Below are 19,868 nucleotides of genomic sequence, written 5' to 3'. Positions count from 1 at the left end.
CTTTGTGAGACAACTCAAAATTTACAAAAATAAAAAAAGGCCGACAGTGTCGGCCTCTTTATATATATGAATTTCTTATAATTAATCGTTAATTTTAGAAGTTTGCATTACGCGGCGTGCGTGGGAAAGGGATAACGTCCCTTACATTTTGTACGCCGGTGACATAGGCGATTAAACGTTCAAAGCCTAAGCCAAAGCCAGAATGCGGTACGGTGCCGTAACGACGCAGATCGCGATACCACCAGTAATCTTCTTTATTCAGGCCCATCTCTTCCAGACGCGCGTCGAGCACGTCGAGACGCTCTTCACGCTGCGAGCCGCCGATAATTTCGCCGATGCCAGGCGCCAGTACATCCATCGCCGCCACGGTTTTATTGTCTTCGTTAAGGCGCATATAGAACGCCTTAATGTCTTTCGGGTAGTTTTTCACCACCACCGGCGCTTTAAAGTGCTGCTCGGCCAGATAGCGCTCGTGCTCTGAAGAGAGGTCAATGCCCCAGGAAACCGGGTTTTCAAAAGTCTGACCGCAGTTTTCCAGAATAGTGATGGCATCGGTATAGTCGACCTGCGCGAAGTCAGTTGAGATAAAGCGCTCAAGACGATCGACCGCCTCTTTGTCCACGCGTTCGGCAAAGAACGCCATATCGTCGGCGCGCTCGTCCAGCACCGCTTTAAACACATATTTCAGCATCGCTTCGGCGAGCGCGGCGGCGTCATCCAGCGTGGCGAAGGCGATCTCCGGCTCCAGCATCCAGAACTCCGCCAGGTGACGGCTGGTGTTAGAGTTTTCGGCGCGGAAGGTTGGGCCGAAGGTATAGATTTTCGACAGCGCGCAGGCGTAGGTTTCGCCGTTCAGCTGGCCGGAAACGGTCAGGAAGGCCTCTTTGCCGAAGAAATCTTCGTTGAAGTCAACGGCGCCCTGCGGCGTGCGCGGCAGATTTTCCAGATCCAGCGTCGAGACGCGGAACATCTCGCCGGCGCCTTCGGTATCTGAAGCGGTGATCAGCGGGGTAGAGACCCAGAAATAGCCGTTTTCGTGGAAGAAGCGATGCAGCGCCTGCGCCAGGGTATGGCGTACGCGCGCGACGGCGCCGATCAGATTGGTGCGCGGACGAAGATGCGCCACTTCGCGCAGGTACTCAATGCTGTGGCGTTTCGCCGCCATTGGATAGGTATCGGGATCGTCCACCCAGCCGGTGACTTCTACGCGGGTCGCCTGGATCTCAAACGCCTGACCCTGGCCCGGCGAGGCTACCACGGTGCCGGTAATAATCACGGAACAGCCGGTGGTGAGGCGCAGAACGTCATCCTGATAATTATTCAGAGAATTATTCACAACGGCCTGAACGGGATTAAAGCAGGAACCGTCATAAACGGCGACGAAGGAAAGACCGGCTTTTGAATCTCTTCGGGTACGCACCCAACCACGTACGGTGACTTCACTGTCAACCGCGACGCGACCGTGCAGTACGTCCGCTACAGGCACTACGCTCATAAATATCTCTCTATATAGAAGAAGTGAGTTTAAACAGTTCCCCAGACCGGGGTTTTGCTATGTTACTTGCGAGTCGCAAGGAAACAAGCAAAATCCGGCGGGACGGCAGATTTATTACAGCAGAAGCGGGGCGCGTCAACGCCCCGATAAAGCGGGGATTAGCTGGCTTTTTTCACCAGCGGCAGATCGAAGGCTTTGCGCAGGGCTCTGACGAAGGCTTGATCCTGACAAATCGTTTTGCCCGGACTGTCGGAGAGTTTCGCCACCGGCTTGCCGTTACATTCCACCAGTTTGATAACGATATTAAGCGGCGTAACGCCGGGAATATCGCAGGTCAGGCGCGTACCGATGCCAAATACCACGCTGGCGCGCTGGCCAAAGTGGCGATAGAGCGCCAGCGCCTTATCCAGAGTGAGGTTGTCAGAGAAAACCAGCGTTTTGCTGTGCGGATCGATGCCCAGCTTTTCATAATGGGCCAGCGCTTTTTCGCCCCACTCGACGGGATCGCCCGAGTCATGGCGCAGCCCCTGATAGCGGCTGGCGAAATTAACGCCGAAGTCGCGCAGGAAAGCGTCCATGGCGATACAGTCAGTAAGCGCGATGCCAAGCTGGCCGTCATATTCGTCGAGCCACGCCTGCAGCGCCGCGCGCTGGCTGTTGGCCAGTACCGGGCTGATCTGCTGAAAGGCCTGAAACCATTCGTGCGCCTGGGTGCCGACCGGCGTCAGCTCAAGGCGGCGCGCCAGATCGTAGTTGCTGGTACCGATAAGCCAGGGGAAATCCTGCTTCAGCGTGGCGACAATGGCGTGCTGCACATCGCGGGAAAAACGGCGGCGCGTGCCGAAATCCATCAGGCGAAAGCGCGACATATCGATATCGGCGACTTCGTGGCGAAAAGCGCTCAGCTTCTGCTGCAGATGATCGACCGCCTGTTGCGCGCCGGTATGCGGCGAGCGGTGGCGGTGCACCACCTCGCTGATCAGCGCCAGCAGCGGCACCTCCCATAAGATGACTTCGCGCCAGGGGCCGGTAATGCGAATAGCAAGATGGCCGTCACGGTTACGCACCTGCACCTGTTCGGGGTTGTAACGAAAATCGCGCAGCCAGTTAAGGTAGTCAGACTGGAAGAAGGGCAGGCTGGACAGATACGTATATTCGTCATCGGTCAGCGCAAGCGTCTGCATGGCGTTAATGGCCTCGCGAATCTCATTCGCATAGAGACCGAGCAGATCGTCGCCGCGGCAACGAAACTCAGCCGCCACCGTGACATCGTGGTAACGGTGAAAGACGGCTTGCTGCATATGAAGCTTGTAAGCGTCAGTATCCAGCAGTGAAGTCAGTATCGGGGAAGCATGTCCTGTCATGGTGCGTTTCAGCATCCTGTTCGGCGGCGCAGAGCCCGGTGTGTAAAAGTCATAAAGACGCAGGAGTATAAATCAGTAACTGCGACTGATCACAGCATATTTCAAGCCCACAGGTCGAGGTGAAAACGTGCCGTTGTTAATGAATTGTAGCTATTTATGCCCAGACATGCATTGTGCATGGCAAGCTAAAGGCAACGCGCTTAGACTTTGGCGGTAAACCTATAACAATGCGAGACGGAATATGACGCAACAGCCCCAAATTAAATATCGCCACGACTATCGTGCGCCGGATTACACCATCACCGATATCGATCTGACTTTTGCGCTTGACGCCGCCACGACGCGCGTCACCGCAATCAGCCAGGTTAAACGGCTCGGCGATGCACAGGCTGAGCTGCGTCTCGATGGCGAAGCGTTGACCCTGATTTCCATTGAAGTGGACGGCTCGCCCTGGAGCGCCTGGCGCCAGGAAGAGGGGGCGCTGGTGCTGAGCCAGCTGCCGGCCCAGTTCCAGCTTAAGATCGTCAATGATATTCACCCCGATAAAAACACCGCGCTGGAAGGGCTTTATCAGTCTGGCGAAGCGCTCTGCACCCAGTGCGAAGCCGAAGGCTTCCGTCATATTACCTGGTATCTGGATCGCCCCGACGTGCTGGCGCGCTTCACCACGACCATTATCGCCGACGAGGCGCGCTATCCTTACCTGCTCTCTAACGGCAACCGCATCGACGGCGGCAAAACAGAGCAGGGCAAGCACTGGGTAAAATGGCAGGATCCCTTCCCGAAACCCTGTTATCTCTTTGCGCTGGTGGCGGGTGATTTCGACGTGCTGCGCGACAGCTTTAAAACCCGTTCCGGCCGCGACGTCGCGCTGGAGATCTTTGTCGACCGCGGCAATCTGGATCGCGCCGACTGGGCGATGACCTCGCTGAAGAACAGCATGAAGTGGGACGAGGAGCGTTTCGGCCTGGAGTATGACCTCGACATCTTTATGATCGTCGCCGTCGATTTCTTCAATATGGGCGCGATGGAGAACAAAGGCCTGAACGTCTTTAACTCCAAATATGTGCTGGCGAAGGCGGAAACCGCGACCGACAAAGACTACCTCGGCATTGAAGCGGTCATCGGCCACGAATATTTCCATAACTGGACCGGCAACCGCGTCACCTGCCGCGACTGGTTCCAGCTCAGCCTGAAAGAGGGCCTGACCGTGTTCCGCGACCAGGAGTTCAGCTCCGATCTCGGCTCGCGCGCGGTCAACCGCATCGATAACGTCCGCGTGATGCGCGGCGCGCAGTTCGCCGAAGATGCAAGCCCGATGGCGCACCCGATCCGCCCGGATCAGGTCATGGAGATGAATAACTTCTATACCCTCACCGTGTACGAAAAGGGATCGGAAGTGATCCGCATGATGCATACGCTGCTCGGCGAGGAGAATTTCCAGAAAGGGATGCAGCTCTATTTTAAGCGCCACGACGGCAGCGCGGCGACCTGTGACGACTTTGTGCAGGCGATGGAGGATGCCTCCAACGTCGATCTGTCGCAGTTCCGCCGCTGGTACAGCCAGAGCGGCACCCCGGTGCTGACGGTGCGCGACGACTACAATCCAGAGCTGGAGCAGTACACGCTGCATGTCACGCAGCACACGCCGCCGACTGCCGATCAGAAAGAGAAGCTGCCGCTGCATATTCCGCTTGATATCGAACTCTACGACAACGAAGGCAAGGTGATCCCGCTGCAGCATAACGGCCACCCGGTGCACAACGTTCTCAACGTGACCGAAGAGTTTCAGACCTTTATCTTCGATAACGTCTACTTCCAGCCGGTGCCGTCGCTGCTGCGTGAATTCTCCGCGCCGGTGAAGCTGGACTATAAGTGGAGCGACGCCCAGCTGACCTTCCTGATGCGCCATGCGCGCAACGACTTTGCGCGCTGGGATGCGGCGCAGAGCCTGCTGGCGACCTATATCCGCCTTAACGTGGCGCGCCACCAGCAGGGTCAGCCGCTGTCGCTGCCGCTGCACGTCGCCGACGCCTTCCGGGCGGTGCTGCTGGACGAAGGCCGCGATCCGGCACTGACCGCGCTGATCCTGACGCTGCCGAGCGAGAATGAGATCGCCGAGCTGTTTGAGGTGATCGATCCGCAGGCGATCGCCACGGTGCGCGAAGCGCTGCTGCGCACGCTGGCTACCGAACTGGCGGATGAATTCTTTGCCGTTTACAACGCGAATCAGCAAAGCGAATACCGCATTGAGCACGACGCGATGGGGCAGCGCGCCCTGAAGAATATCTGTCTGAGCTATCTGGCGTTCGGCGACGTTGAGCTGGCAGATAAGCTGGTGCAGACGCAGTACTATCAGGCGAACAATATGACGGACGCGCTGGCGGCGCTGTCGGCTTCGGTCGCGGCTCAGCTGCCGTGTCGCGACGCCCTGCTGGCGCACTATGACGAGCGCTGGCATCAGGATGGTCTGGTAATGGACAAGTGGTTTATGCTGCAGGCCACCAGCCCGTCGCTGGATGCGCTGTCAAAAGTGCGCGAGCTGCTGCATCACCGTTCGTTCACCATGAGCAACCCTAACCGCATCCGCGCGCTGATCGGCGCGTTCGCCTCCGGCAATCCGTCGGCGTTCCACGCCAAAGACGGCAGCGGCTATCAGTTCCTGGTTGAGATGCTGACCGATCTCAATACCCGCAACCCGCAGGTGGCGGCGCGTATGATTGAGCCGCTGATCCGTCTGAAGCGTTACGACGCCGATCGCCAAGCGCTGATGCGTCAGGCGCTGGAAACCCTGAAAGGGCTGGATAAGCTCTCAGGCGATCTCTATGAAAAGATCACCCGAGCGCTGAACGCGTAAACAGTAAAGGCGGGTAAACCCCGCCTTTTTGTTAGCCAGCTAAGCTGACTCAGGTGAAATGGCCCGATGGTAAAGTCGTAAGTCATTCCTGCGCGCCCGGCCTGCGCTGGACGCTTTGCTTTTCGATCCCTGTCACCCGCGTCTGTGTTATGGCGTTGTTTGCCTTAACGCTGGTGGGCGTAGTGCACCGGCTGTTCGCTTTCGCTGCGTCGCATCACGCGGTCCAGCACTTCCGCCTCCAGCTCCGCCAGCCTGACCGATCCGCGACGGCGCGGCCGCGGCAAATCAACCAGTAAATCGAGCCCTATTTGTCCCTCTTCAATCAGCAGCACACGATCCGCCATCGCCACGGCTTCGCTGACGTCATGCGTCACCAGCAGTACGGTAAAGTGGTGCTGCTGCCATAACGATTCAATCAGCCCCTGCATTTCGATACGCGTCAGCGCATCCAGCGCGCCGAGCGGCTCGTCGAGCAGCAGCAGGCCGGGACGGTGGATCAACGCGCGCGCCAGCGCCACGCGCTGTTTCTGTCCGCCGGAAAGCGCGGCGGGCCATTCGTTGGCACGCTCCGCCAGCCCGACTGCCTCCAGCGCTTCAAGCGCCGCGCCGCGCCATCCGCGTCCTTTCAGACCGAGGCCGACATTATCAATCACGCGCTTCCACGGCAGCAGACGCGCATCCTGAAACATCAGGCGGGTATCTTCGCGCGCCGTCTGCAGCGGCGCGTTGCCCGCCAGCAGCTCGCCCTGAGTGGTTTGCTCCAGTCCCGCCAGCAGGCGCAACAGCGTACTTTTACCGCAGCCGCTGCGGCCGACTACCGCGACAAACTGGCCGGAAGGAATATGCAGATCGATATTGTTCAGGATGGTGCGGTTGCCGTACTGCTTGCTGACGCCGTTGACGCCGACCGGCGTGCCGGCATTGAGCCGCGCCGGAGAGAGTGTATTGCTCATGCGTTCTCCTCCTTCAGTTGCCAGGCTGGATGCCAGCGCAGCCAGACGCGCTCCAGCAGCAGGGCGGCGACATCCGCCAGCTTGCCGAGCAGCGCATAAAGAATAATGGCGACAACCACCACGTCGGTTTGCAGAAATTCACGCGCGTTCATCGCCAGATAACCGATGCCTGAGTTAGCGGAGATGGTCTCGGCGACGATCAGCGTCAGCCACATCAGGCCGAGCGCGAAACGCACGCCAACCATAATCGAGGGCAGGGCGCCAGGCAGGATCACCTGAATAAACAGGCTCCAGCCCGACAGGCCGTAGCTGCGCGCCATCTCCACCAGGCCGCGATCGATATTGCGGATGCCGTGGTAGGTATTCAGGTAGATCGGGAACAGCGTGCCGAGCGCCACCAGGAAAATCTTCGCCGCTTCGTCAATGCCGAACCAGAGGATCACCAGCGGGATCAGTGCCAGATGCGGCACGTTGCGCAGCATCTGTACCGAGGTATCCAGCAGCCGTTCGCCAAGACGTGACGTGCCGGTGATCAATCCCAGAATCAGCCCGATAGAGCCGCCGATGCTGAAGCCGATCAGCGCGCGCCAGCCGCTAATGGCAAGGTGCTGCCACAGCTCGCCGCTGGCGGCCAGATTCCAGAACGTGATAACGATATTTTCCGGCGATGGCAGAATACGCGTTGAAAGCAGCCCGGTCTGGGAGGCAATTTGCCAAATCACCACCAGCAGCGCGGGGAAAATCCAGGGCACCAGCTGATTAGTAATGCGTTTGGTGGTTTTCGCCATCATCTCTTCCTCAGCTCTGCGATACTTTCTGCGGACGGAAATCGTTGGCGACGGTTTCGCCAAATGCCTGAACGTTGCGCGGTTGTGGGATCGACGGCACGTTCAGATCCAGATGCGGGAAGAGCAGCTCGCCAACGCGATACGCCTCTTCCAGATGCGGATAGCCTGACAGAATAAAGGTCTCAATGCCGAGATCGGCATACTCCTGCATACGCGCGGCAACGGTTGGGCCGTCGCCGACTAATGCTGTGCCTGCGCCGCCGCGCACCAGACCCACGCCCGCCCACAGGTTCGGGCTAATCTCCAGCCGATCGCGCCGTCCGCCGTGTAGCGCAGCCATACGCTGCTGGCCGACCGAATCGGTACGGGCGAACGCGGCCTGCGCTTTCTCGATGGTGGCGTCGTCCAGATGGGCAATCAGACGGTCGGCGGCGCGCCAGGCCTCTTCATTGCTCTCGCGGACAATCACATGCAGACGAATGCCGAAGCGCACCTTGCGCCCCTGTGCTTCCGCTTTGGCGCGTACCTGGTCGATTTTCTCTTTAACCAGCGCCGGCGGTTCGCCCCAGGTCAGATAGACGTCGACCTGCTCGGCGGCCAGATCCTGCGCCGGTTCGGACGATCCGCCGAACCAGAGCGGAGGACGAGGCTGCTGTACCGGGTCGAACAGCAGACGCGCGCCGCGCACTTTAACGTACTTCCCGGCGTAATCGACCGTTTCGCCTTGCAGTACGCGCCGCCAGACGCGGGTAAATTCCGCCGACTCCACATAGCGCTCATGGTGATCCAGAAACAGACCGTCACCCGCCAGCTCTTCCGGATCGCCGCCGGTGACCAGGTTGAACAGCGCGCGGCCATTGGAGAGGCGATCCAGCGTCGCTGCCTGGCGCGCCGCCTGCGTGGGTGAGATCACGCCGGGGCGCAGCGCCACCAGAAAGCGCAGGCGCTGCGTGACCGGGATCAGCGAGGCGGCCACCAGCCAGGCGTCTTCGCAGGAACGACCGGTCGGGATCAGTACGCCGCCGAAGCCCAGGCGATCGGCGGCCTGCGCAATCTGCTGCAAGTAGCCATAGTCGACCGGACGCGCCCCTTCAGAGGTGCCAAGATAGTGTCCGTCGCCGTGCGTCGGGAGAAACCAGAATACGGATAAGCTCATTATTCACTCCTTATTTATGGGGCGCCGGGATGCCAGATGCGATCGGCAATCGTCAGTTTTACCGGCATCAGATGGCGGCTATAAAAGAGATCGGCGGTATGCTGCTGCGCCGCTGCGGTTTGCTCGCTGACCGGCGAAATGCGGGTCGGCGGACGATGATCGAGGTAGCTGGCGATAACCGGTTTTGGCAGGCCCATTGCAGCCGCCAGCAAGTCGATGCTCTGCTGGCGCTGGCTGAGCGTCAGCGCATCGGCCTGGCTAAAGGTATCCAGCACCTGCTGAATAAACGCGCCGTTCTGTTCGGTGAATTTACGCGTCGCCAGATAGAAAGAGCCGGTCAGATTAAGCCCGCTGCCGTCGGCCAGCACGCGCACGTGGCCCTGCTGCAGCGCGGCGGAGTAGTAGGGGTCCCAGATAGCCCAGGCATCCACGTCGCCCTGCTGAAAGGCGGCGCGCGCATCGGCGGGCGTCAGATAAACCGGCTGGATATCACTAAAGCTCAGCCCTTCGCGCTGCAGGGCGCGCAGCAGCAGATTGTGCGAGCTGGACCCCTTCTGAAAGGCGACTTTTTTACCTTTAAGATCGGCGACGCTTTTCAGCGGGCTGTTTTTCGCCACCAGAATCACTTCAGACTGGGGTTTAGGTGGCTCCGAGCCGACATAGAGCAGATCGGCGCCTGCCGCCTGGGCAAACAGCGGCGGAATATCGCCAGTACTGCCCAGATCGATACTGTCGACATTCAATGCTTCCAGCATCTGCGGACCGGCAGGGAATTCGATCCACTGAATACGGGTATGCGGGAAACGCTGCTCCAGCAGCCGGTGCGATTTTGCCAGCACCATGCTGACGGAGCCTTTCTGGTAGCCGATGCGGATTTGCGCGGGCGCGTCCGCCGCCTGCGTTTGCAGGCTCAGCACCGCGAGGGCGGCAAGTAGCCAGCCGGTTATCCTTTTCATCCCGGTTCCTTTTCTTAAACAGCCTGAGCCAGAGGGTTGTGATGGCGACTGAGCGCCAGCCAGAACGCCTCGACCGCCTCATCCAGCCGATGCGCCAGCGCCGCCTGCAGCTCCGGCTGCCGATCGTAATGGGTGATTTGATGGTCTTCGGCAAAGACGCCGTGCAGGATCTCCTGCGCCTTCAGGGCATTCAGCACCGGCTTCAGGGCGTAATCGACCGCGAGCATATGGGCTACGCTGCCACCGCTGGCGAGCGGCAGCACCACTTTGTGCTCCAGTGCGCGTTCAGGCAGGAGATCGAGCAGCGTTTTCAGCGCGCCGGAGAAAGAGGCTTTATAAACCGGCGTAGCGACTATCACGCCATCAGCGGCGAGCAAATCTTCACGTAACGCCAGCAGCGCCGGGGCATCAAAACGCGCGTTAATCAAATCGTCCGGCTCAAAGTTCTGAATATTCCAGGGGATCACCTCAACACCACGCGCTTCCAGTGCGCGCTGGCACAGAGTAAGCAGCGAAGTCGAACGTGACGGGAAACGCGGGCTGCCAGCTAGCGTAATAACTCGCATCGTTACTCCTTATAACTGAAAGTTATTGATTAGCTATTGTTGAGAACTGATGGTCACATCCTGACAGAGCGGGGAGGAGGGCTTAAATGATTTATCCGGCAATCTAAAGGTGAAATATGCAAAACGCGTCGCTTTGCTCATAAAAGCCGCGGCGGGGGCAGGCAGGAGAGTTACGAATAGTCCTAAAAGGCTGCAACAGATCCAGATGGATAGTTTATAGCGACTAAACAAATAGCAGTAAAAGTATCTCCTTTTTGCTTGCCGCGGGCGGTTTATTTACGCGCCTCGTGCTGGGTAATATAAAAAAGGGCTTTGCCGGAGCGCTCCATTTTGGTTGAACGCTGTTCATCTTCAAGGAAGTCGCACTCTGCCTGGCGCAGTGGGTGCATTTATCAGAATATCGCCATGTCGCTCTGCGCTGATTATGATGAGCAATTTTCATTTAGTAGTAATAAAATATTCATAATGAAACGCTTTGTGACCTTTTTTACTTTTATAAATAAAATGCGCAGCGCCAGAAAAGTTAAGCGACATAAAGTAACCGCCGCGCTTTTCACCAGATACTTTACCGCGCGTGATAGGTCAGGCAGGGGTAAGAAATCTGAATAAAAGGCTGGCCCTGTTAATAGAAAAAATCTTCTGCCTATACTACCCAACCATGCAGAGTTTAGCTGTTTGCGCTTTTTATTAATATTTTTGCGCCATGCTTTAACGCAATTTTTACAAGTTGTGTAACGCTCGTGCCTTTTCTTTTAATCGACCCTGAGAAAGATGTATGGCAAAGACGCTGTTATCAGTCATTATTCCCACTTATAACGTGGAAAAATATATTGTCGAATGTGTCGACTCCTTGTTGCGTCAGGTTAATGCGCCGACTGAAATTATTATTGTTAACGACAGCTCCACTGACGGTACGCTGGCGCTGGTGCAGCAAAAATATGGCCACCAGCCGCAGGTTCGCATTATCACTACGCCTAACGGCGGCGCGGGCAAGGCGCGCGATATCGGCATCGAGGCCGCGCAAGGGGAGTTTCTTTTCTTCTGCGATCCAGACGATATCGTGCCGGAAGGCTTCGTTGCAGAGCTGCAGCAGGTGACCACCGCGCATCCCGACGTCGATCTCTTTTGCTTTAGTTCGCAGATGTTTGAAGATGGCCGGGAAAACGTCACCCGACCTAAAGTGCGTCACGATCAATTCGGCCTGCAGTCGCCGCAGCAGGTATTGTCGCGTCTGCTGAATAATGGCTCTTATACTTCCGCAGCCTGGAACTACGCGGTGAAAAAGAGCGTTGTCGAGCAACACAAACTGCGGTTTATCGATCGCGTGCATGAAGATCATAAATTCACGCTGTCAGTGTTTATTCATACGACTCGTGCCTGGGTTAGCCAGCAAGTTTACTATCGCCAGCGCGTGCGCAGCGGCTCCCTGACCAACAGCCGCAAAGATGATGACTATTTCCTGCAGCGCTACAACGCCTTTATTCAGACCTACGGCATTCTTAAGAATAATCTGGATAATTCGCCGCTGAAGGCGCAGCTGGAAAAAGCCTATTTAATGCACTCGTTCCGCCTGATGATTTATCTGTCGCTCTACAACGGCACGCCGGTACCGGAATATGTCATCAACGCCATTCGCTTTATGGGCGGCAAGTTTAAGCCGGTTAACGCTAAAGAGTGGCTGCTTATTAATCGTCCGCGTATGTTCATCCTGCTGCAAAAATATAAAGTTACAAAAGAGCTGAAAAAAGCCGCCTGATTTTTCGCTCACGTTGGGTCGCCTGCTTACCTGGCTTTATTCATCGCGGATAAATGTTATTTTATATACAGATTTATCCCGCATCAGGTCAGATTAAATCTGGCGCTCAGCGCCAGAGATAAATTTAAGACTATGTCTGGTAGGCAGGTCCGATGATGTGTGCCACGCTTGTGGCCTCCGAGAAAATTGCCCAGATACAATCATACATATGTCAATTAAACGTAACGCGATCGCCAATTATGTCGGTCAGATTTACCTGACGCTGTCAGGCATTCTGGTCGTGCCGCTTTATATTCAACATCTAGGGATGGAAGCTTACGGGTTAGTGGGTTTTTTCTCGATTCTGTTAACCTGGCTCCAGCTGCTCGACGCCGGCGTGTCGACGACCCTGATGCGCGAAGCGGCGCGCTATCGCGCCAACCAGGCTGAGTTTATCTGGTTTCCGGCGCTCTTTTCCGCCCTGTCGAAATTCTTCCTTATCTCCACGCTGATCCTGGTAGTGATTGGCTGGCTGGCAACGCCCTGGATCGCCCATAACTGGCTGGACGCGCGCCATCTGCCCTCTGCGGATGTCACCATCGCCGTCGCCATTATGGTGATCACCGCGGCTATCCGCTGGCGTACCAGCCCCTATCGCAGCGTTATTGTCGGCTTTGAGCATCAGGTGTGGCTCAACGGCGTCAACCTGATCATCGTGACGCTGCGTACCTTTGGCGCGGTGCTGGTGATCCAGCTCTTTTCTAACCCGGTGCTGAGCTTCTTTATCTGGCAGCTGGCGGTGTCGATAGTGGAAGCGGTCTGTCTGATTTCCAAATCCTATCAGCTGGTGCCTGCCGCCGCGCGCAAGCAGAAGCATGAGAATTTAAAGACGGTGTTAAAGCCGTTTATCCGCTTTGCGCTGAGCGCGGCGTTCGCTAGCGCTATCTGGACCTTTATTTCGCAAATTGACCGCCTGGTGCTGTCGAAAACGCTGCCGCTGAGCGCCTACGGCTCCTTTACCGTCGTCGCCACCGCCGCGACCGGCATTATTCTGCTCAGCAGCCCGATTATGCAGGCGATCGTGCCGCGCATGACCGGCATCAAAACGCGTAAAGAGGGCGATGCCGAATCCCTGACGCTTTATCGCTACACGACGCAGGCGGTAGCGATCTTTATGGCGCCGCTCAGCATTACTATCGCGATGTTCGCCACGCCGCTGCTCTGGGCCTGGACGCAGAACGAGCAGGTCGTGACGGATATGTCGTTTGTACTCAGCCTTTATGCGCTGGGAAGCGGCGTCCAGGCGATTTGCGGTTTGCTTTACCATCTGCAATACGTCAACGGCAATCTCAAGCTGCATCTTAAGGGCTTCACCTGCTTCGCGGTAATTCTGGTTCCGCTGAATATCTGGGCGGCGATTCACTATGGCGCGCAGGGCACCGGCTGGCTGTGGCTGGGGCAGAACATCTTCTATCTGGCTGGCTGGGCATGGCTGGTGCATCGCCGCTTCGCGCCGGGCATTCACTTTACGTGGCTGACGCGCGACGTACTGCTGATCTGGGCAGTCGCGGCGCTGATCGCCTGGCTCTGCAGTTTCCTGCCCATCGAGTGGAACCAGAACCGCTGGCTCAATCTGCTGTGGCTTGGCCTGATCGGTCTGGTTAACCTTTCAGTTTGCTGTCTGCTGCACAGCATGGTGATTAAACGTCTGCTGCCTGCCCGAGCCAGGAGTTTTAACATTGAGGAAAGAGAATGAGCACACGGAACGCTGACAGCCGCGCTGCGACCATTTCCGTTATCGTACCGAACTGGAACTGCGCGCCATGGCTGCCGGAAGCGATCGATTCGCTGCTGGGGCAGTCCTCTCCGCCGGAGCAGGTCATCGTCATCGACGACGGTTCAACCGATGAGAGTATCGCCTTGCTTGAGGCGCTGGCCGCCCGCCATCCGCAGCTGACGCTGCTGCGTGGCGAACGCGGCGGGGTCAGCGCGGCGCGCACGAAAGGACTGGAAGTAGCCACCGGCGACTTTATCTACTTTATGGACGCCGACGATTTCGTCTCCAGCGATCTTTTCGCCGATTTCCGCCGCATGCTGGCGCAGCATCCAGAGATGGAGATGTTCTGCTTTGGCGCGCGTATGTTTACCGATAAGCCGGTGGCAGAGCGCCAGTATGAGCAATTCCATCAGCGTCACGTTGACGGCGTCTGGCCCGGCGGCGCCGACACGCTGCGCAGCATGATCCCGCACCGCTCGGCGCATCGCGTATTATGGAGCAGCATCCTCTCCCGCGACCTTATCACGCGCACCGGCGTACAGTTTCTGCCGATTCAGAATCATGAAGACGCGCCCTATATGTTCGCGCTCTATATGTCGGCGCGGCAGATTGGTTTTACGCAGAAAAGCTATTACAACAAGCGCTTTATGCCGACCTCGCTGTCGCAGAGCAAGCCCACCTTCTCCTGGGTGGAGAACTACTATATCGCCCGGCGCAGCAGCGAAAGCTTTTTGCGCGAGCAGGGTTTGCCGCCAGAAGAGAAGCTGCTGGACACCTACTATCAGCCGGTGATGTACGGCTGCCTGATAGAGATCCGCAAAAACAATATTCCGGTGCCCGCCTCATGGCATCCGACTATCGATCAGCTGGTGCGCAAGGTAACGCGCGAAAGCAAACGTATTAAACTGCTCTGGTACTACCCGACGCTCTATAGCGGGTTACAGGCGTGCCGTCGTCTGGCGCGTTATGCCAGCAAGCGCTGATCGCGATCAATATCTCGTCCCGTCAGTAATTTACTTTTGCGCCAGAGGCCTTTACCATTCTGGCGCACATTTTCCTGTGCACCCTGACAATTCATCGCTTCCGATCTCCAGGAGAGTGCATGCTTTATCCTATCGTCCGACCTGCGCTGTTTAAGCTCGATCCTGAGCGCGCCCATGAACTCACTTTTCAGCAGCTGCGTTTTATCAGCGGCACACCGCTGGAAGCGTTGATCCGTCAGCGGCTTCCTTCCCGTCCGGTGACCTGCATGGGCTTACGGTTTGATAATGCGCTGGGGCTGGCGGCCGGACTGGATAAAAATGCGGAGTGCATCGACGCCTTCGGGGCGATGGGGTTCGGCTTTGTCGAAGTCGGCACCGTGACGCCGCGCGCTCAGGCGGGCAACGATAAACCGCGCATGTTTCGGCTGGTGGAAGCTGAGGGCATTATCAACCGCATGGGCTTTAATAATCTCGGCGTCGATCATCTGGTAGAAAATGTCAAAAAAGCGCGTTTTAAGGGCATCCTTGGCATTAATATCGGTAAGAATAAAGACACGGCGGTAGAAAAGGGTAAAGAAGATTACTTAATCTGCATGGAAAAAGTTTATGCCCATGCTGGCTATATCGCGGTAAATATCTCCTCGCCTAATACGCCAGGATTGCGTACGCTGCAATATGGCGAGGCGCTGGACGATCTTCTGGCCTCGATTAAAGCGAAACAGAAAGAGCTGGAGCAGCGCCATCTGAAATATGTGCCGGTAGCGGTAAAAATTGCGCCCGATCTTTCTGAAGAAGAATTAATACAAATTGCCGACAGCCTGGTGCGTCATAATATTGACGGCGTGATCGCAACCAATACCACGCTGGATCGCACTCTGGTCAACGGCCTCAAATACAGTACGGAAACAGGCGGCCTGAGCGGTCGTCCGGTGCAGTCACGCAGCACAGCGGTCATCAAGCGTCTGGCGCAGGAGCTTAACGGCGCGCTGCCGATTATCGGCGTCGGCGGCATTGATTCATTAACCGCGGCGCGGGAAAAAATCGCTGCGGGTGCCGCGCTGGTGCAAATTTACTCCGGCTTTATTTATAAAGGGCCGGGATTAATAAAAGATATCGTGACCCATCTCTAAGACATTTCTAATAAAACAGCGCCGGGGGGTTTATTTCTCACTCCGGCTCGTTTATATTTTTTCACTGTTGTGCGTATTTTCAGCTTTTTTCCCATAAGCGGGGCTTCGCTGAGTCTGTGCAGAGAAACGCGGCGGTTAATGACAAGGCAAATTATGAAAATCAAACCTGATGATAACTGGCGCTGGTATTTTGACGCCGACCATGACCGGATGATGCTGGATCTGGCTGACGGTATGCTTTTCCGCTCTCGCTTTACCCGCAAGATGTTGACGCCGGACGCGTTCAGCCAGACCGGCTTCAGCGTTGACGACGCCGCGCTTTATTACACCTTTGAAGAACGCTGCCGCCAGAGCGCGCTAAGCGCGAATCAGCGCGCCGAGCTGACGCTCAACGCGCTGGTGGCGAAACGTTTTCTGAAGCCGCTGATGCCGAAAAGCTGGCACTTTACCGCCTGGACCTGCGTGCTGCAGCCTGAAGCAGGCGATATGGTGGAAGTAACGCTGGCGGAAAATGGCGAGCAGGCGCGTCTGCTGGCGGTAGAAAGCGGCGGCAACGCCACGCTCTGTCTGCTGGCGCAGCCTACGCTCACGCTGGCGGGCAAACAGATGGTATTGGGCGACGCCATTAAAGTCATGAACGATCGCCTGGTGCCGCACCACGCCGAGAGCGCGCCGCGCTTCGCCTACGCGGTATAACCCTTACGCCAGCTCAATATCGCCAGCCGGAATACAGCTGCAGCTCAGAATAGTGCCGTCGTTGCGAATGGCGCTTTTCTTTAACGCCTTCACCTTGCCTGAAACCAGCGTCACTTTACAGCTGCCGCATAAGCCCGCCCGGCAGGAGTAGGGTATTTTAAATCCCTGCATCTCCAGCTGCTCCAGCAGCACCTGCTGGTTATCTCCCTGAAACGTCTGACCTTGCCAGGTGACAGCGACGTCTGCTTTGGTTTGCTGCTGCGGCTTAAGGGTTTCTACCACCGCGCCTGGCCCATAGGCGCGCGGCGTATGGCGCGCCAGCACGTTTACCTCATCGCCGACGCGTACGATGCCGCTGTTGCGCGCAATTAAATTCAGACCAAAGTCGATATCGCCGCTGTTATCCTGCGCGCTGCGGAAACCCTGCAGCGTTTTTAACGGCTCACCGTCTGGATGTTTGCGGCCGCTTTCGGTGCCGACAGTGGTAAAGACGCAGCGGCTGCAGGGCTTGGGCACGTCAAATATCACGCTGCCAATCTGCACCGTCTCCCAGCTGTCTTCATCCCAGGCTGGCGCGCCGTTAACGATCAGATTGGCGCGAAACTGCTCGGCGCGCACGCTGGCCGGGCAGCGCTGCTGCAAATCCTGCAGCGAGGCGTTATTGACCAGCAGAAAGGGGTAGCCGTCGGCAAAGCCCAGCGGCACATCAGTAAAGCTTTTCACCCGGCGCGACGGCTGCGGGCCGACCCAGCGCAGCTGCACCGGGCGCGGAAAAAAGGCGCTCAGCCAGGCGTTGATGGCATCGGGCGCAATGCGTGCGGTGAAATGGTTCCCCCACACTTCGGTCGGCTGTTCCTGCCCGGTGAAATCGCTGAAGCGGATCATCGCCTGGCTGCCGTCGGGCGCCTGCAGCGAGAGGCCGTCAGCCAGCAGCGCCGGGGTAAACCGCACCATCTCCGGGTACTGGCGCGCGGTAATAAAAGTGCCGTCCAGCTCCGTCACCATAAAAATGCGGTCGAACGCCAGTCCGCTCTCCAGCACCTGCGCATGCGAGAGGTGGATACCGCGCATCGATTTTACCGGGTGAATAAACAGACGGGACAGCGTAAGCATGGTGATCTCCAGGGAAACGGGCGCGCGCGGCAAAAGAAGCTAACTTTATGATACATGGCGTCGGGACGCTATAGCCTCGTTATCGGACTGGTTGCAGCCGCGAGCGCGCTGCTTTCCAACAATGCCGCTTATTTAGGGTATAATGCGCAGCAATTTTCTCAAGAGTAATAGTGACGATATGAATTCTCTCTTTGCCAGTACGGCGCGTGGGCTCGAAGAGCTGTTGAAAAGTGAGCTGGACGCGCTGGGCGCGCAGGATCTGCAGGTGGTACAGGGAGGCGTTCATTTTGAAGCCGATGACCGTACGATGTATCAGAGCCTGCTGTGGAGCCGCCTTGCGTCGCGTATTTTGCTGCCGCTCGGCGAATTTGGCGTCTACAGCGATCTCGATCTCTACGTCGGCGTACAGAGCATCGACTGGACCGAACTGTTCGGCAGTCAGCATACCTTTGTGGTGCACTTCAGCGGCACCAACGAATCGATCCGCAACAGCCAGTTTGGCGCGTTAAAGGTGAAGGACGCGATTGTTGACTCCTTCACCCGTCAGAAACTGCCACGCCCCAATGTGGATCGCGAACAGCCGGATATCCGCATCAACGTCTGGCTGAATAAAGATCGCGCCAGCATCGCGCTCGATTTGAGCGGTGACGCGCTGCATCAGCGCGGCTATCGCCAGCAGACCGGGCAGGCGCCGCTGAAAGAGAACCTGGCGGCGGCGATTGTACTGCGCTCCGGCTGGCAGCCGACCACGCCACTGCTCGATCCTATGTGCGGCTCAGGCACGCTGCTGATCGAGGCGGCGCTGATCGCCTGCGATCGCGCGCCGGGCCTGCTGCGCAGCCGCTGGGGCTTTACCCACTGGCGGCAGCATAACGATGCGCTGTGGCGTGAGGTGAAAGGCGAGGCGCAGCAGCGCGCGCGCGCTGGCACCGCCGCCGCCCAGGCGCGTTTTTTCGGCTATGACAGCGACGGCCGCGTGCTGGAATGGGCGCAGGCTAACGCACGCCGCGCCGGCGTTGCCGATCTCTTTACCTTTGCGCGTCAGGATGTTCTGCAGCTGAAAAACCCGCTGCCTGGCGAGCAGCACGGCACCGTATTGAGCAACCCGCCTTATGGCGAACGTCTGGAAAGCGAACCCGCGCTGATCGCTTTGCACAGCCAGCTCGGCCGTATTATGAAACAGCACTTCGGCGGCTGGAAACTGTCGCTGTTCAGCGGGTCGCCAGAGCTGCTGAGCTGCCTGCAGCTGCGCGCAGAGCGTCAGTTCAAAGCGAAAAACGGCCCGATCGAGTGCGTGCAGAAAAACTATCAGCTGGTGGAAACCAGCGGTGAAAACGGCGCGCAAATCGCCGAGGATTACGCTAACCGCCTGCGTAAGAACCTGAAGAAGCTGGAAAAGTGGGCGCGCCAGGAGGGGATCGCATGTTATCGCCTCTATGATGCCGACCTGCCGGAATATAATGTGGCGGTCGATCGCTACGGTGAGTGGGTAGTAGTGCAGGAGTACGCGCCGCCGAAAACCATCGACGCCGCTAAAGCGCGCCAGCGTCTGTTTGACGTGATCGGCGCGACGCTTAGCGTGCTGGAGCTGCCGGCGAACCGTCTGGTGCTGAAAACGCGCGAGCGGCAGAAAGGCAAAAATCAGTATCAGAAGCTGGGCGAGAAGGGCGATTTCTTCGAGGTGCAGGAGTATAACGCGCGTCTGCTGGTCAACCTGACGGATTACCTGGATACCGGGCTGTTCCTCGATCACCGCATTGCGCGCCATATGCTGGGCAAAATGAGCAAGGATAAAGATTTCCTTAATCTCTTCTCCTATACCGGCACCGCCAGCGTGCATGCCGGACTGGGTGGCGCGCGCAGCACGACGACGGTAGATATGTCGCGTACCTATCTGGAGTGGGCCGAGCGCAACCTGCGCCTCAACGGGCTGACCGGTCGTCAGCACCGCCTGATGCAGGCTGACTGCCTGAGCTGGCTGCGCGAAAGCGACGAGACGTTCGATCTGATCTTTATCGATCCGCCGACCTTCTCTAACTCCAAACGTATGGAAGAGGATTTCGACGTGCAGCGCGATCACATTATGCTGATGCGCAACCTGAAACGCCTGCTGCGCGCGGGCGGCACCGTGATGTTCTCTAACAATAAACGCGGTTTTAAGATGGATCTTGAAGGGCTGGCGTCGCTGGGCCTGAAGGCGCAGGACATTACCCAGAAAACCCTGTCGCAGGATTTTGCCCGTAACCGTCAAATTCATAACTGCTGGCTGATTACTCACGCCGGTAAGGAATAAGTTCAG

General features: G+C 57.5%; 15 protein-coding genes. 7 read left to right on the top strand and 8 right to left on the bottom strand.

All coding sequences use genetic code 11. The annotated features are described in order from the left end of the window. Positions 1–94: 94 nt before the first annotated feature. On the bottom strand, positions 95–1,495 hold the full coding sequence (gene asnS / locus MHZ89_RS03285) for an asparagine--tRNA ligase (RefSeq protein ID WP_311781838.1): 1,401 nt from the start codon (positions 1,493–1,495) through the stop codon (positions 95–97). Between the two features lie 158 nt (positions 1,496–1,653). Beyond that, complete coding sequence (pncB, locus tag MHZ89_RS03280) at positions 1,654–2,859, bottom strand: nicotinate phosphoribosyltransferase (RefSeq protein WP_311781837.1); 1,206 nt, start codon at positions 2,857–2,859, stop codon at positions 1,654–1,656. Positions 2,860–3,100: 241 nt separating this feature from the next. Between pncB and pepN the strand changes: the two genes are divergently transcribed. Further along, positions 3,101–5,716, top strand: coding sequence for an aminopeptidase N (gene pepN / locus MHZ89_RS03275; protein WP_311781836.1), 2,616 nt, complete (start codon positions 3,101–3,103; stop codon positions 5,714–5,716). Positions 5,717–5,880: 164 nt separating this feature from the next. Here pepN and ssuB read toward each other — a convergent pair whose 3' ends face one another. The 5 genes from ssuB to ssuE are packed head-to-tail and all read right to left on the bottom strand — an operon-like array spanning position 5,881 to position 10,135. After that, positions 5,881–6,669: an aliphatic sulfonates ABC transporter ATP-binding protein gene (gene ssuB / locus MHZ89_RS03270; protein WP_311781835.1), complete on the bottom strand. Its 789-nt coding sequence runs from the start codon at positions 6,667–6,669 to the stop codon at positions 5,881–5,883. Beyond that, positions 6,666–7,457, bottom strand: coding sequence for an aliphatic sulfonate ABC transporter permease SsuC (gene ssuC / locus MHZ89_RS03265; RefSeq protein WP_120451841.1), 792 nt, complete (start codon positions 7,455–7,457; stop codon positions 6,666–6,668). The genes ssuB and ssuC overlap by 4 nt, the downstream gene beginning before the upstream one ends. 10 nt (positions 7,458–7,467) lie before the next feature. Further along, positions 7,468–8,613 (bottom strand): FMNH2-dependent alkanesulfonate monooxygenase, encoded by a 1,146-nt coding sequence (ssuD, locus tag MHZ89_RS03260; RefSeq protein WP_311781834.1) that lies wholly within the window; start codon positions 8,611–8,613, stop codon positions 7,468–7,470. Positions 8,614–8,627: 14 nt separating this feature from the next. Beyond that, complete coding sequence (locus MHZ89_RS03255; RefSeq protein ID WP_311781833.1) at positions 8,628–9,569, bottom strand: sulfonate ABC transporter substrate-binding protein; 942 nt, start codon at positions 9,567–9,569, stop codon at positions 8,628–8,630. Positions 9,570–9,583: 14 nt separating this feature from the next. Beyond that, entirely contained in the window at positions 9,584–10,135 is a 552-nt protein-coding gene (ssuE, locus tag MHZ89_RS03250) for an NADPH-dependent FMN reductase (protein ID WP_271152130.1), read from the bottom strand. 775 nt (positions 10,136–10,910) lie between these two features. Between ssuE and MHZ89_RS03245 the strand changes: the two genes are divergently transcribed. The 5 genes from MHZ89_RS03245 (at position 10,911) to MHZ89_RS03225 (ending at position 16,456) form a co-directional block, all read left to right on the top strand. Then, complete coding sequence (locus MHZ89_RS03245; RefSeq protein ID WP_311781832.1) at positions 10,911–11,891, top strand: glycosyltransferase; 981 nt, start codon at positions 10,911–10,913, stop codon at positions 11,889–11,891. A gap of 208 nt (positions 11,892–12,099) precedes the next feature. Then, a complete protein-coding gene (locus tag MHZ89_RS03240) occupies positions 12,100–13,626 on the top strand; it encodes a teichoic acid transporter (RefSeq protein ID WP_311781831.1) in 1,527 nt (508 codons plus the stop codon). Further along, positions 13,623–14,630 carry a glycosyltransferase family A protein gene (locus MHZ89_RS03235; protein ID WP_311781830.1) on the top strand — a complete coding sequence of 336 codons (1,008 nt, stop codon included), beginning with the start codon at positions 13,623–13,625 and terminating at the stop codon, positions 14,628–14,630. Before MHZ89_RS03240 ends, MHZ89_RS03235 begins: the two co-directional genes overlap by 4 nt. Before the next feature lie 119 nt (positions 14,631–14,749). Then, positions 14,750–15,760 (top strand): quinone-dependent dihydroorotate dehydrogenase, encoded by a 1,011-nt coding sequence (gene pyrD / locus MHZ89_RS03230; RefSeq protein ID WP_311781829.1) that lies wholly within the window; start codon positions 14,750–14,752, stop codon positions 15,758–15,760. A 153-nt stretch (positions 15,761–15,913) separates the two neighbouring features. Then, positions 15,914–16,456: a cell division protein ZapC gene (locus MHZ89_RS03225; RefSeq protein WP_311781828.1), complete on the top strand. Its 543-nt coding sequence runs from the start codon at positions 15,914–15,916 to the stop codon at positions 16,454–16,456. Positions 16,457–16,459: 3 nt separating this feature from the next. On the opposite strand, the gene MHZ89_RS03220 is transcribed toward MHZ89_RS03225, so the two are convergent. Then, positions 16,460–17,569, bottom strand: coding sequence for a YcbX family protein (locus MHZ89_RS03220; RefSeq protein ID WP_311781827.1), 1,110 nt, complete (start codon positions 17,567–17,569; stop codon positions 16,460–16,462). A 178-nt stretch (positions 17,570–17,747) separates the two neighbouring features. On the opposite strand from MHZ89_RS03220, the gene rlmKL reads away from it, so the two are divergent. Next, on the top strand, positions 17,748–19,862 hold the full coding sequence (rlmKL, locus tag MHZ89_RS03215; RefSeq protein ID WP_311781826.1) for a bifunctional 23S rRNA (guanine(2069)-N(7))-methyltransferase RlmK/23S rRNA (guanine(2445)-N(2))-methyltransferase RlmL: 2,115 nt from the start codon (positions 17,748–17,750) through the stop codon (positions 19,860–19,862). Positions 19,863–19,868 lie beyond the last annotated feature (6 nt).

This window comes from Pantoea sp. ACRSB (genome assembly GCF_022346905.1).
In the GTDB taxonomy this organism is placed as follows: Bacteria; Pseudomonadota; Gammaproteobacteria; order Enterobacterales; family Enterobacteriaceae; genus Pantoea; species Pantoea piersonii.
This window is presented reverse-complemented; position numbering and strand designations above follow the sequence as displayed.

What these genes read in the sequence shown, in the direction of transcription:
- asnS (WP_311781838.1), bottom strand. Translation starts at nt 1,495, where the DNA reads ATGAGCGTAGTGCCTGTAGCGGACGTACTGCACGGTCGCGTCGCGGTT.
- pncB (WP_311781837.1), bottom strand. Translation starts at nt 2,859, where the DNA reads ATGACAGGACATGCTTCCCCGATACTGACTTCACTGCTGGATACTGAC.
- pepN (WP_311781836.1), top strand. Translation starts at nt 3,101, where the DNA reads ATGACGCAACAGCCCCAAATTAAATATCGCCACGACTATCGTGCGCCG.
- ssuB (WP_311781835.1), bottom strand. Translation starts at nt 6,669, where the DNA reads ATGAGCAATACACTCTCTCCGGCGCGGCTCAATGCCGGCACGCCGGTC.
- ssuC (WP_120451841.1), bottom strand. Translation starts at nt 7,457, where the DNA reads ATGGCGAAAACCACCAAACGCATTACTAATCAGCTGGTGCCCTGGATT.
- ssuD (WP_311781834.1), bottom strand. Translation starts at nt 8,613, where the DNA reads ATGAGCTTATCCGTATTCTGGTTTCTCCCGACGCACGGCGACGGACAC.
- MHZ89_RS03255 (WP_311781833.1), bottom strand. Translation starts at nt 9,569, where the DNA reads ATGAAAAGGATAACCGGCTGGCTACTTGCCGCCCTCGCGGTGCTGAGC.
- ssuE (WP_271152130.1), bottom strand. Translation starts at nt 10,135, where the DNA reads ATGCGAGTTATTACGCTAGCTGGCAGCCCGCGTTTCCCGTCACGTTCG.
- MHZ89_RS03245 (WP_311781832.1), top strand. Translation starts at nt 10,911, where the DNA reads ATGGCAAAGACGCTGTTATCAGTCATTATTCCCACTTATAACGTGGAA.
- MHZ89_RS03240 (WP_311781831.1), top strand. Translation starts at nt 12,100, where the DNA reads ATGTCAATTAAACGTAACGCGATCGCCAATTATGTCGGTCAGATTTAC.
- MHZ89_RS03235 (WP_311781830.1), top strand. Translation starts at nt 13,623, where the DNA reads ATGAGCACACGGAACGCTGACAGCCGCGCTGCGACCATTTCCGTTATC.
- pyrD (WP_311781829.1), top strand. Translation starts at nt 14,750, where the DNA reads ATGCTTTATCCTATCGTCCGACCTGCGCTGTTTAAGCTCGATCCTGAG.
- MHZ89_RS03225 (WP_311781828.1), top strand. Translation starts at nt 15,914, where the DNA reads ATGAAAATCAAACCTGATGATAACTGGCGCTGGTATTTTGACGCCGAC.
- MHZ89_RS03220 (WP_311781827.1), bottom strand. Translation starts at nt 17,569, where the DNA reads ATGCTTACGCTGTCCCGTCTGTTTATTCACCCGGTAAAATCGATGCGC.
- rlmKL (WP_311781826.1), top strand. Translation starts at nt 17,748, where the DNA reads ATGAATTCTCTCTTTGCCAGTACGGCGCGTGGGCTCGAAGAGCTGTTG.